Source organism: Mycoplasma sp. P36-A1 (assembly GCF_049478495.1).
Classification (GTDB): domain Bacteria; phylum Bacillota_I; class Bacilli_A; order JAJDGJ01; family JAJDGJ01; genus P36-A1.
Genome location: NZ_CP168083.1, coordinates 378,750 through 393,015 on the forward strand (window position 1 = coordinate 378,750; position 14,266 = coordinate 393,015).

Sequence of the window (14,266 nt, forward strand, 5' to 3'; positions counted from 1 at the left end):
CGCAAGAATAAACTTGAAAAAAAAGTAAGGTTAAGGAAGAAAGAGCGTATGGTGAATGCCTAGACACTTGGAGCCGAAGAAGGACGCGGTAATCTGCGAAAAGCCCTGATAAGAGGATAACACTCGTAGTCAGGGGTATCCGAATGGGAGAACCCATAGTTAGAGATAACTAAATGCATGCATAAATACATAGTGCATGACAAGGCAGACCTAGGGAACTGAAACATCTTAGTACCTAGAGGAAAAGAAAACAAAAGTGATTCCCCTAGTAGCGGCGAGCGAACGGGGAGAAGCCCAAACCGCAGCGATGCGGGGTTGTAGGACCACAATAGAGTGAGCGAGTGATAGCCGAATTACCTGGGAAGGTAAGTCAAAGAGAGTGAAAGCCTCGTAGGCGAAATTACTTCAACACAAAGTGGAATCCTGAGTACAACGGGACACGAGAAATCCTGTTGGAATCCGCCAGGACCATCTGGCAAGGCTAAATACTACCAAGTGATCGATAGTGAACCAGTACCGTGAGGGAAAGGTGAAAAGAACCCCGGAAGGGGCAGTGAAAGAGAACCTGAAACCATATGCTTACAAAAAGTTAGAGCCCGTTAAAGGGTGATAGCGTGCCTTTTGTAGAATGAACCGGCGAGTTATGATTGCATGCGAGGTTAAATAGAAGATATGGAGCCGAAGCGAAAGCGAGTCTTAATAGGGCGCAAAGTATGTAGTCATAGACCCGAAACCAGGTGATCTAGCCATGGCCAGGTTGAAGTTTAGGTAACACTAAATGGAGGACCGAACCTACGCACGTTGAAAAGTGCGAGGATGAGCTGTGGTTAGGGGTGAAATTCCAATCGAACCTGGAGATAGCTGGTTCTCTCCGAAATAGCTTTAGGGCTAGCCTTGATAAGAGTCTTCTGGAGGTAGAGCACTGAATGTATGATGGCCCCAGCATGGGGTACTGAGTATAATCAAACTCCGAATGCCAGAAAGATATGATCAGGAGTCAGACTATGGGTGATAAGGTCCGTAGTCGAAAGGGAAACAGCCCAGATCTCCAGCTAAGGTCCCAAAGTATATGCTAAGTGGAAAAGGATGTAAAGTTGCACAGACAGCTAGGAGGTTGGCTTAGAAGCAGCCATCCTTCAAAGAGTGCGTAACAGCTCACTAGTCGAGTGACTTTGCGCCGAAAATTTACCGGGGCTAAGCATAACACCGAAGCTGAGGACAGAAATGTGGTAGGAGAGCGTTCTAATTGAGAAGAAGCCATACCGTGAGGAGTGAGTGGATTGATTAGAAGTGAGAATGCCGGTGTGAGTAGCGAATAAGGGTGAGAATCCCTTACACCGATTGACTAAGGATTCCTGGGGAAGGCTCGTCCGCCCAGGGTAAGTCGGGACCTAAGGCGAGGCTGAAAAGCGTAGTCGATGGACAGCAGGTAGAGATTCCTGCACCGTTGTTACAACAGAAGGAGTGACAAAGAAGGCTAGGGTGAGCTAGCGAGATGGATGTTAGTAGGCTAGTAGAAGGAGTACTATAGGCAAATCCGTAGTACATAATCTAAAGACTAGACAAGATTGAGCAATCAAGAACACCCGATGCCAGCTTTCAAGAAAAGCTTCTATGGCTAATTGTAACAATGCCCGTACCGAGAACGAACACACGTGGTCAGGAAGAGAATTCCGAGGTGAGCAAGAGAACTATTGTTAAGGAACTCGGCAAAATGACTCCGTAACTTAGGGAGAAGGAGTGCTTATAGAAATATAAGCCGCAGTGAATAGGCCCAAGCGACTGTTTACCAAAAACACAGCTCTCTGCAAAGTCGTAAGACGAAGTATAGGGGGTGACGCCTGCCCGGTGCTGGAAGGTTAAGGGGAAGTGTTAGCAGCAATGCAAAGCACAGAACCGAAGCCCCAGTAAACGGCGGCCGTAACTATAACGGTCCTAAGGTAGCGAAATTCCTTGTCGGGTAAGTTCCGACCCGCACGAAAGGCGTAACGATTTGGGCACTGTCTCAACAATAGACTTGGTGAAATCTTAGTACCTGTGAAGATGCAGGTTACCCGCGACAAGACGGAAAGACCCCATGGAGCTTTACTGTAGCTTGATATTGGGATTTAGTATATTATGTACAGGATAGGTGGGAGCAAAAGAGATACATGCGCAAGTGTGTATTGATGCGATGTTGGGATACCACCCTTGATATATTGAATCTCTAACTAGAACCCCTAAACGGGGTATAGGACAGTGTCTGGTGGGCAGTTTGACTGGGGCGGTCGCCTCCTAAAAGGTAACGGAGGCGCCCAAAGGTACCCTCAGCATGGATGGAAATCATGCAAAGAGTGCAATGGCAAAAGGGTGCTTGACTGCGAGAGCAACAACTCGAGCAGGGACGAAAGTCGGGCATAGTGATCCGGCGGTGCAGAATGGAATGGCCGTCGCTCAACGGATAAAAGCTACCCTGGGGATAACAGGCTGATCTTGCCCAAGAGTTCACATCGACGGCAAGGTTTGGCACCTCGATGTCGGCTCATCGCATCCTGGGGCTGAATTCGGTCCCAAGGGTTGGGCTGTTCGCCCATTAAAGCGGTACGCGAGCTGGGTTCAGAACGTCGTGAGACAGTTCGGTCCCTATCTGTCGTGGGCGTAGGATATTTGAGAAGGGCTGTCCTTAGTACGAGAGGACCGGGATGGACCTACCTCTGGTGCACCAGTTGTCACGCCAGTGGCATGGCTGGAAAGCTAAGTAGGGAAAGGATAACCGCTGAAGGCATCTAAGCGGGAAGCCTACTTCAAGATGAGATATCCCAATAAGTAAGACCCCTTGAAGACTACAAGGTAGATAGGACACATGTGTAAGTACAGCGATGTATTAAGCTGAGTGTTACTAATAGGTCGAGGACTTAACCTTGAAAAAGACTAATATTATTCAGCAAAGACTTTACAAAGTCTGGTGTTGATGGCAAGATGGACACACCTGTACCCATACCGAACACAGAAGTTAAGCATCTTAGCGCCGAATGTAGTACGAAAGTGCGAGAATAGGACATCGCCAGGCAAAGTAAGAGCCCCCTTAAAAGGGCTTTTTTTTATGTCTCTTTGATCAAATGGGTGTAATTATACAATGGCTCTTTGTCAAATAGGGTGGAATTTTACAATTTGATATATGAGTTAGTACAGGATATAACAGAAATGTTATATCCTTTTTTTTATGCTTTTTTTATACAATTAATAATTCTTGTATCATTATTCTAGTTTTTAATCTTTCAAATCTTCTAAAGCCACAAGATATTGTTTTTAACTTCTTGAATTTAGATATTGTACCTTCTATTATTCCATTATTATACTCAACATCGAAACTATCTTTAATATATTCATAATACTTAATAAAGGTAGATATACAAGTTTTAATTTTGTCTGAAGCTAATTTATTAGGCTGATCAATTGTTTTCTTAAACATTTCCATATTATTGTATTTTAAAGAAAATAGTAAATCTTGATATATTTCATAATTATTTTTAAAGTCATCATTATTCTCGATTAAATAATTTATAATTGCTTTATTGTTTGTAAACTTATAATTAAAGGTTGCATGCTTAAACATCACTTCTGAAAGATTCTCTTTTAACTGTAATATAGGTTTCCAAAAATTTTTGAACTTATTTCTGTTTTTTTCATCTGCATTCATAATTGCAACTCTAGTTTTATTAAAGGCTCTAGTTAAATTCTGATAAATATGAAATCTATCTAATATTATTTTAGCATTAGTAAAGACATTTTTAATGATTTCAATATAAGGTGTATACATATCAATTACAATATATTCAACATTATCAATAGCTTCTTTTGTATAGTAGCTAAAATAGTTCTCTAAGTAAGCTTTTTGTCTGTTTTCTACGATATCTAGTAGCTTTCTTTTTTCACCATCCATAATAACAAAGGACATATTGCCATCAGCATCTTTAGTAGATTTAAACTCATCAAAATGAAGTACTTTTGGTAAATAGGATTTAATAGTAGTAGATTTAGCAGCCTCTGCATAAGTATCTAATACTCTAAAAACAGAATGTGTAGATACATTATGATCTTTAGCAATATAAGTACAAGTAAGCATATTAGTTAATTTAAGAGCAATTAGATATTTAACTTTATTAGAAATAAAACATCCAGGATTTGTTAGAGTATTAGCAGGAATAAAAGTTTTATTACATTCCATACATTTGTAACGAGTTTTAGTAAGCTTTAAATAAGCATCAAAACCAGAAACCATAGGTAATTTAATAAGAGATACTTTTTTATTATGTACATAAAATTTATTATGAACTTTATTACATTTAGGGCAAACATTATCATTAAAAAATAGAATTCCATAAAACACTTTAGAAATATTATCTTTAATTTTTTCATCTTGAAATTTATATATATTAATATTGGAGTCATTAATTCCAATAATTTCTTTTAATTCTTTATTGTTTTTATTAATTATGTTATTATTAATCATGACATTTATCTCCTTAATTTAGTTTTGTCGCTTAAATTATAACAAAGATAAATGTCTTTTTCTTTATATTAACAATTTAAGGGTGGATAACATTTCAAGTAATACTTGAATTTGTTATTCCACCCTATAAATTATAGAACCTATACAATTTGATACATGATTTAATACAAGATAAAACAGCTCTTTAGGCTGTTTTTTTAATTAATTATATTATTGCCTAGATCTAAGCTGTTAAAAATAGAAGTGTTTCTTAAAAGAGTTGATTTATAATATTAATTAAAAAAGAGCTGCTTGTATTATTTATAAACGATAAAGTTATAACAGTATTAATTTGATAACTACTTAAGTAGTAAAGCTAAATAAAAGGTACTGAATCTAGTAGTGATGTAAAAAGTATTATAAAGATATTTTTTAAACTAACCATTTAACAACTACTGTATTATTATTACTTGAAGCAATTATTTCCATTCAATAAAATATAGAATTAAAACATAATTAATAAAACTGGATAGTAATGAGTATGAGTAAAAGCAGCCTTTATTTAGTAGTCTTTTAAAAAAATAGATAGGTATTAATTAAGATAGAGCTTCTAACAGTGAAATAAAGAGCAAAGTAACTTGATACAAGCTTAAATAAGCAAGTATAAGCTTAAATAGATAAACAATGATATAAAGTATCATCTATAGTACTAATAGCTATAATTGTGGCAACTATCTTAATTTTAGATTAGTATCTAAAACTAAAAGCAGTTAATAAATTACTTGTTAAGAAAGTTTACTAAGAAGTATTCGTTTAGTATTATTGTAGATAACTTATAGTATAGCTAGATAAATAGCCCAAAAATTATATAAGTAAAAAGAAACTAGTCAAAAAAAGATTAAAAATACTAGAATAAGGACAAAAAATTAAATTATTGTAAGATTATATTCTAATGCTAGTATTTATAAGTGTTGATAAAATTAGCTTAAAACTATTAAAAATAGAATAATCAACTAAACTTATCCCCAAAACACTAAAAAAAGAAGGTAAAAAATAAAATAAATAAGGAATAAATAAAGCTTAAAAACAACTGTGGATAAAAGTAAAAGCGTAAAAGTTTGTGAAATTATTAACAAACAGTGCAAATGAAAAAAATATTATCATTTGAAAAAAATAAAAGAGAAATGAAAAGAATTAGAAATGGTTAACTAGAAAAGAAAAAAGAAGAAAAGCAAGAAAAAACAAGCAGAAAAATGATAAAAAAAAGGCAAAATACATTAAAGAAAACTATAGAATTATAAAAGAAAAGAAAATAAGTAAAAAAAGCAAAAAAAAAGCAAAAAAGCGTTGACCTATAGTGTTTAAATTGTTATTATATATGGGCGTTGAAAAACGAAAGTAATAAAACGCAACGATCTTTGAAAACTAAACAGAACTGTCAATTCAATTCAGTCAGGAAATCAAAACAAATGGATAACACAATTATCCTGTCAATAAATTAATATGAAGAGTTTGATCCTGGCTCAGGATGAACGCTGGCGGCATGCCTAATACATGCAAGTCGAACGAAGAAAACCAAGAATAAAGTGCTTGCATTTTAAACTTGGATCATTTTCTTAGTGGCGAACGGGTGAGTAACACGTAGGTAACCTACCCTTTAGATTGGGACAACAGTTGGAAACGACTGCTAATACCAGATAATATCAACCATCGCATGGTGGAAGATTAAAAGAAGCTTTCAAGCTTCACTAAAGGATGGACCTGCGGTGCATTAGCTAGTTGGTGAGATAAAAGCTCACCAAGGCGACGATGCATAGCCGACCTGAGAGGGTGAACGGCCACACTGGGACTGAGACACGGCCCAGACTCCTACGGGAGGCAGCAGTAGGGAATTTTCCACAATGGGGGCAACCCTGATGGAGCAATGCCGCGTGAGAGAAGAAGGCCTTCGGGTTGTAAATCTCTGTTATAAGGGAGGAAAACTGCAAAGAGGAAATGCTTTGCACTTGACATTACCTTATCAGAAAGCCACGGCTAACTACGTGCCAGCAGCCGCGGTAATACGTAGGTGGCGAGCGTTATCCGGAATTATTGGGCGTAAAGGGTGCGCAGGTGGTTATGAAAGATTGTGGTTAAAGAATGGGGCTCAACTCCATAATGCCATGATAACTGCATAACTAGAGTACAGAAGAGGAAAGCGGAATTCCATGTGTAGCGGTGGAATGCGTAGATATATGGAGGAACACCAGTGGCGAAGGCGGCTTTCTGGTCTGTAACTGACACTGAGGCACGAAAGCGTGGGGAGCAAATAGGATTAGATACCCTAGTAGTCCACGCCGTAAACGATGAGTACTAAGTGTTGGGGCAACCCAGTGCTGAAGCAAACGCATTAAGTACTCCGCCTGGGGAGTATGCTCGCAAGAGTGAAACTCAAAGGAATTGACGGGGGCCCGCACAAGCGGTGGAGCATGTGGTTTAATTCGAAGCAACGCGAAGAACCTTACCAGATCTTGACATCTAGTGCGAAGCTATGGAAGCATAGTGGAGGTTAACACTAAGACAGGTGGTGCATGGTTGTCGTCAGCTCGTGTCGTGAGATGTTGGGTTAAGTCCCGCAACGAGCGCAACCCCTATTGTTAGTTGCCAGCATATAAGGTGGGGACTCTAACAAGACAGCTAGTGACAAGCTAGAGGAAGGTGGGGATGACGTCAAATCATCATGCCCCTTACGATCTGGGCTACACACGTGCTACAATGGTCAGTACAAAGAGAAGCAAACTCGCAAGGGCAAGCAAATCTCAAAAAGCTGATCTCAGTTCGGATTGTAGTCTGCAACTCGACTACATGAAGCTGGAATCGCTAGTAATCGCGGATCAGAATGCCGCGGTGAATACGTTCCCGGGCCTTGTACACACCGCCCGTCACACCACGAGAGTTGATAACACCCAAAGTCGATGACCTAACAGCAATGAAGGAGTCGCCTAAGGTGGGATTGATGATTGGGGTGAAGTCGTAACAAGGTATCCCTACCGGAAGGTGGGGATGGATCACCTCCTTTCTAAGGAGAAAGAAGGCTGGATTGAAAAAGGCAGTACTGTTTAGTTTTGAGAGGTCGAAAAGACTTCTTAAGTAGTAAAGATCTTTGACAACTGAATAATATTAGAAAACAAACAAGATAGATAAGTAAGACAAACAAAAATAAATGGAAGGAATTTCTGTTTATTGGAGTGGGTAATACTAAAGATTTTACAAAAAACAAGCAAAAGAAAGAGCGAAACTTTCAAAAAAACGCAAGAATAAACTTGAAAAAAAAGTAAGGTTAAGGAAGAAAGAGCGTATGGTGAATGCCTAGACACTTGGAGCCGAAGAAGGACGCGGTAATCTGCGAAAAGCCCTGATAAGAGGATAACACTCGTAGTCAGGGGTATCCGAATGGGAGAACCCATAGTTAGAGATAACTAAATGCATGCATAAATACATAGTGCATGACAAGGCAGACCTAGGGAACTGAAACATCTTAGTACCTAGAGGAAAAGAAAACAAAAGTGATTCCCCTAGTAGCGGCGAGCGAACGGGGAGAAGCCCAAACCGCAGCGATGCGGGGTTGTAGGACCACAATAGAGTGAGCGAGTGATAGCCGAATTACCTGGGAAGGTAAGTCAAAGAGAGTGAAAGCCTCGTAGGCGAAATTACTTCAACACAAAGTGGAATCCTGAGTACAACGGGACACGAGAAATCCTGTTGGAATCCGCCAGGACCATCTGGCAAGGCTAAATACTACCAAGTGATCGATAGTGAACCAGTACCGTGAGGGAAAGGTGAAAAGAACCCCGGAAGGGGCAGTGAAAGAGAACCTGAAACCATATGCTTACAAAAAGTTAGAGCCCGTTAAAGGGTGATAGCGTGCCTTTTGTAGAATGAACCGGCGAGTTATGATTGCATGCGAGGTTAAATAGAAGATATGGAGCCGAAGCGAAAGCGAGTCTTAATAGGGCGCAAAGTATGTAGTCATAGACCCGAAACCAGGTGATCTAGCCATGGCCAGGTTGAAGTTTAGGTAACACTAAATGGAGGACCGAACCTACGCACGTTGAAAAGTGCGAGGATGAGCTGTGGTTAGGGGTGAAATTCCAATCGAACCTGGAGATAGCTGGTTCTCTCCGAAATAGCTTTAGGGCTAGCCTTGATAAGAGTCTTCTGGAGGTAGAGCACTGAATGTATGATGGCCCCAGCATGGGGTACTGAGTATAATCAAACTCCGAATGCCAGAAAGATATGATCAGGAGTCAGACTATGGGTGATAAGGTCCGTAGTCGAAAGGGAAACAGCCCAGATCTCCAGCTAAGGTCCCAAAGTATATGCTAAGTGGAAAAGGATGTAAAGTTGCACAGACAGCTAGGAGGTTGGCTTAGAAGCAGCCATCCTTCAAAGAGTGCGTAACAGCTCACTAGTCGAGTGACTTTGCGCCGAAAATTTACCGGGGCTAAGCATAACACCGAAGCTGAGGACAGAAATGTGGTAGGAGAGCGTTCTAATTGAGAAGAAGCCATACCGTGAGGAGTGAGTGGATTGATTAGAAGTGAGAATGCCGGTGTGAGTAGCGAATAAGGGTGAGAATCCCTTACACCGATTGACTAAGGATTCCTGGGGAAGGCTCGTCCGCCCAGGGTAAGTCGGGACCTAAGGCGAGGCTGAAAAGCGTAGTCGATGGACAGCAGGTAGAGATTCCTGCACCGTTGTTACAACAGAAGGAGTGACAAAGAAGGCTAGGGTGAGCTAGCGAGATGGATGTTAGTAGGCTAGTAGAAGGAGTACTATAGGCAAATCCGTAGTACATAATCTAAAGACTAGACAAGATTGAGCAATCAAGAACACCCGATGCCAGCTTTCAAGAAAAGCTTCTATGGCTAATTGTAACAATGCCCGTACCGAGAACGAACACACGTGGTCAGGAAGAGAATTCCGAGGTGAGCAAGAGAACTATTGTTAAGGAACTCGGCAAAATGACTCCGTAACTTAGGGAGAAGGAGTGCTTATAGAAATATAAGCCGCAGTGAATAGGCCCAAGCGACTGTTTACCAAAAACACAGCTCTCTGCAAAGTCGTAAGACGAAGTATAGGGGGTGACGCCTGCCCGGTGCTGGAAGGTTAAGGGGAAGTGTTAGCAGCAATGCAAAGCACAGAACCGAAGCCCCAGTAAACGGCGGCCGTAACTATAACGGTCCTAAGGTAGCGAAATTCCTTGTCGGGTAAGTTCCGACCCGCACGAAAGGCGTAACGATTTGGGCACTGTCTCAACAATAGACTTGGTGAAATCTTAGTACCTGTGAAGATGCAGGTTACCCGCGACAAGACGGAAAGACCCCATGGAGCTTTACTGTAGCTTGATATTGGGATTTAGTATATTATGTACAGGATAGGTGGGAGCAAAAGAGATACATGCGCAAGTGTGTATTGATGCGATGTTGGGATACCACCCTTGATATATTGAATCTCTAACTAGAACCCCTAAACGGGGTATAGGACAGTGTCTGGTGGGCAGTTTGACTGGGGCGGTCGCCTCCTAAAAGGTAACGGAGGCGCCCAAAGGTACCCTCAGCATGGATGGAAATCATGCAAAGAGTGCAATGGCAAAAGGGTGCTTGACTGCGAGAGCAACAACTCGAGCAGGGACGAAAGTCGGGCATAGTGATCCGGCGGTGCAGAATGGAATGGCCGTCGCTCAACGGATAAAAGCTACCCTGGGGATAACAGGCTGATCTTGCCCAAGAGTTCACATCGACGGCAAGGTTTGGCACCTCGATGTCGGCTCATCGCATCCTGGGGCTGAATTCGGTCCCAAGGGTTGGGCTGTTCGCCCATTAAAGCGGTACGCGAGCTGGGTTCAGAACGTCGTGAGACAGTTCGGTCCCTATCTGTCGTGGGCGTAGGATATTTGAGAAGGGCTGTCCTTAGTACGAGAGGACCGGGATGGACCTACCTCTGGTGCACCAGTTGTCACGCCAGTGGCATGGCTGGAAAGCTAAGTAGGGAAAGGATAACCGCTGAAGGCATCTAAGCGGGAAGCCTACTTCAAGATGAGATATCCCAATAAGTAAGACCCCTTGAAGACTACAAGGTAGATAGGACACATGTGTAAGTACAGCGATGTATTAAGCTGAGTGTTACTAATAGGTCGAGGACTTAACCTTGAAAAAGACTAATATTATTCAGCAAAGACTTTACAAAGTCTGGTGTTGATGGCAAGATGGACACACCTGTACCCATACCGAACACAGAAGTTAAGCATCTTAGCGCCGAATGTAGTACGAAAGTGCGAGAATAGGACATCGCCAGGCAAACAGACAGCCATTAGGTTGTCTTTTTTTGTGTATAAAGATATAATTAGAAATTTAACAGAAACTAAATAAATTGTTACTTAGTTTTGTTGTATAATTAGTATAGATATAATTTGGAAGGTGAAATTGATGATAATGAAAAAAGTATTAGTAGGAATAAGTGGTGGAGTTGATTCAGCAGTTGCTGCTTATTTATTAAAAAAAGAAGGATATAATGTTACAGGTGCATTTATGAGAAATTGGGATAGTACTGCTAATAATGATATTAGTGGAAACCCTACTTTGAACAATAACATATGTCCACAAGAACAAGATTATAATGATGCTCTTAATGTTTGTGAACATTTAGGAATTGAACTTTTAAGAATAGACTTTATAAAGGAATATTGGGATAATGTTTTTACTTATTTTATAGAAGAATACAAACTAGGAAGAACACCTAATCCAGATATTTTATGTAATAAATATATAAAATTTGACTACTTTTTAGATTATGCTGAAAAAAATAACTTTGATTATATTGCAATGGGACATTACGCCGGAGTAGAACACACAAGTTCAGGTTCATTTATGATTAAAGCTAAAGACACTAATAAAGATCAAACATATTTTCTTTCTCAATTAAGTCAATATCAACTTTCAAAAAGCCTTTTTCCTTTACAAAATTATACTAAACCTGAGATTAGAAATATTGCCAAGGAAATAAATATTCCTGTAGCTAATAAAAAAGACAGTACAGGTATTTGTTTTATAGGTGAAAGAGACTTCAAACAATTTTTATCAAATTATATTCCAGCTAAACCAGGAGATATTATAGACTATGTAACTCATAAAAAAATTGGAACTCATGCTGGAGTAATGTACTACACTATTGGCCAAAGCAAAGGCTTAGGTATAGGTGGTCAAAAAGGTTTTGATAATGGTAAATGGTATGTAATGGGTAAGAATTTGGATAAAAGAATACTATACGTTAGTAACGATTCAGAACAAAAGTTTTTAAAATCAAACAAAGCATTAGTTAATAATATTGTAATAAACAATCAAAAGTTTGAAGGTATAAAAAATTGTAATGCTAAATTCAGATATAGACAAAAAGAACAAAATGCACAAGTAGAATGGATAGATGAAACTAGTGCCTACATAACTTATAGTGATCAAGAACCACTTGGTGTCACTGTAGGTCAAGCCGCAGTATTATACCTAGATGAATACTGCATTGGTGGTGGCGAAATTTCAAAAGTATTCTTAAATGATATAGAGCTTCAGTATGAGCGATAAACTTGTTGGTAAAGTAAAAAAAATTATATTTTCAAATACTGATGCTAATTTCTATATTTTATCTATCAAGACAATAACTGATGAAGAAACTATTACTGGAACTTTTGCAAATATTAAAGAAAATGTAGAATATGAGTTTGAAGGTGAATATGTTAATCATATTAAATATGGACAACAATTTAAAGCATATTCTGCAAAATTATTACTTCCAGAAGAAAAGGATTCTATTATAAGTTATCTTTCAAGTAAACAATTTAATGGTATTGGAAAAGTAATGGCAACTAAAATCTATGAACAATACCAAACATATGATGATATTTTACAAGCCATAGTTCAAAAACCAGAAGAACTTGATCTTGTTAAAGGGATGTCAGTGAAAAAAGATGCTTTTTTAAGTATTCTAACCGAAGAACTTAAAAATAATATCTTACTTGATTTTGTTAGTAAATTAAATGTGAATTATGCAGATGTTATGAAGATGTTTAATAAAAGCAACCTTAAATCAGATGAATTTATAACAATATTAAAGAATAATCCTTATGATTTAATATTTAACGATATTAAATTTAATGAAATAGAACAAGTAGCAATTTCACTTGAAATAGAAAATGCCGAAGATAAAAGAATTCAAGCATATCTTTTTTCTTTGATAAAAGAAATAGGCTTTTCTACAGGTTCTACATACATAGAAAAAAGTTTTTTATTTGATGTAATAAATAGAAAGCAACAAATTTTCTTAGATCAAGAAAGCTTAAATAGCAATCTAGAAAATTTAGAAAAAGAAAGACATATCTATATAGAAGATACTGAAAAAATATATGAGAAAGATCAGTATGATTATGAAAAGACAATTGCAGACTTTTTAAATGAGTATTCATTAAGTAAAGTAGATAATAATGTTGATGCTATAATAACTGAGTATGAGAATATTAAAGGTATTACATTTAACAGTGAACAACGACAAGCAATCATTAATGGTGCTACCTCACAAATAAGCATAATTACAGGTGGTCCAGGTACAGGTAAAAGTACAGTAGTAGATGCCTTAGTTTATATTCTAAAAAAACAGGATAGAAAACAAAGAATAGCTCTTTGTGCTCCTACAGGAAAAGCGAGTAAAAGACTAGGTGAACTAACACAAAAGCAAGCAATGACTATTCATAAATTATTAAAATATGATATGAATGATAACACATTTGGACAAAATGTTTTTGCACCATTAGAATATGATGTTTTAATAGTAGATGAATCAAGTATGATAGACAACTTTGTGATGGCTAGTTTATTAAAAGCTTGTCAATTTATATCTAAAATTATATTTTTGGGTGATTATAATCAGTTACCATCTGTTGGTCAAGGACAAGTATTAAAAGATATGATTGAATCTAATAAACTATATACAACCACACTGAATCAAATATATAGACAAAAAGAAGGTTCAAGCATAATTGACTTAGCTTACAAAATTTTAAATAAACAAGAAATTTCAGAAAGTGATTTTCAAAATGATGACTTGAATTTAATTGATATAAGCAACTCTAAAGAAATATTAAAACAGGTAAATGATTTTATTGAAAAAACTACAAATGGAAAAGATCAAGTTATTTTATCACCAATGTATAAAGGAAGATTTGGCATTGATAAATTAAATCTTGCAATTCAAAAAAAGAGATTTAATGATGTAGATAAAAAGTTTTCTAAAGATGATTTAGTAATACAACTAGTTAATAGAAATGATGATGAAATATATAATGGAGATGTTGGAATAGTTGATTCATCCCAAAATGCAGGTATTGTAGTTAACTATGATGGTAAATACATCGAATATAAAAAAGCAGACTATGATCAAATCAAACTTGCCTACTGCATATCAATTCATAAATCACAAGGTAATGAATATGATGAAGTATTAATATTTCTTTCAAAGGATAATCTTCATTTTATTGATAAAAAAATAATGTATACTGCAATAACAAGAGCAAAAAATAAATTAACAATTATTTCAACAATAAATATACTTAATACTGCTAGTAACAATGAAATTACTAATCAACGAAAAAGTGGATTAGTAGATAAATTGATAAAAAACACATAAATAATGCAAAAATAATGTACATAAAAGTTACTTAAATATAAAAATCACAATTGTAAACCACTAGTATTTTTGCTATAATTTAAA

Annotated in this window: 3 protein-coding genes and 5 rRNA genes; 7 read left to right on the forward strand and 1 reads right to left on the reverse strand. The window is 37.5% G+C overall.

The window, feature by feature from the left end:
• The first annotated feature begins 28 nt into the window (after positions 1-28).
• Together ACD762_RS01650 and rrf (ACD762_RS01655) are read left to right on the forward strand one after the other, a co-directional pair.
• A 23S ribosomal RNA gene (locus ACD762_RS01650) occupies positions 29-2,902 on the forward strand.
• A 38-nt stretch (positions 2,903-2,940) separates the two neighbouring features.
• A 5S ribosomal RNA gene (rrf, locus tag ACD762_RS01655) occupies positions 2,941-3,049 on the forward strand.
• Positions 3,050-3,211: 162 nt separating this feature from the next.
• On the opposite strand, the gene ACD762_RS01660 is transcribed toward rrf (ACD762_RS01655), so the two are convergent.
• A complete protein-coding gene (locus tag ACD762_RS01660; protein ID WP_423364143.1) occupies positions 3,212-4,492 on the reverse strand; it encodes an ISL3 family transposase in 1,281 nt (426 codons plus the stop codon).
• A gap of 1,479 nt (positions 4,493-5,971) precedes the next feature.
• Here ACD762_RS01660 and ACD762_RS01665 point away from each other — a divergent pair.
• From ACD762_RS01665 to ACD762_RS01685, 5 genes are all read left to right on the forward strand, one after another.
• Positions 5,972-7,529: ribosomal RNA gene (locus ACD762_RS01665) — 16S ribosomal RNA — on the forward strand.
• A gap of 259 nt (positions 7,530-7,788) precedes the next feature.
• Positions 7,789-10,662, forward strand: a 23S ribosomal RNA gene (locus tag ACD762_RS01670).
• Between the two features lie 38 nt (positions 10,663-10,700).
• A 5S ribosomal RNA gene (rrf, locus tag ACD762_RS01675) occupies positions 10,701-10,809 on the forward strand.
• The 16S, 23S and 5S rRNA genes sit together here, the layout of an rRNA operon.
• 132 nt (positions 10,810-10,941) lie before the next feature.
• The gene (gene mnmA, locus ACD762_RS01680; protein ID WP_423364705.1) at positions 10,942-12,087 is read left to right on the forward strand and encodes a tRNA 2-thiouridine(34) synthase MnmA; all 1,146 of its coding nucleotides are present in this window, start codon (positions 10,942-10,944) and stop codon (positions 12,085-12,087) included.
• Positions 12,077-14,182, forward strand: a complete 2,106-nt coding sequence (locus ACD762_RS01685) for an AAA family ATPase (RefSeq protein ID WP_423364144.1) — start codon at positions 12,077-12,079, stop codon at positions 14,180-14,182. Before mnmA ends, ACD762_RS01685 begins: the two co-directional genes overlap by 11 nt.
• The last annotated feature ends 84 nt before the right edge of the window (positions 14,183-14,266 follow it).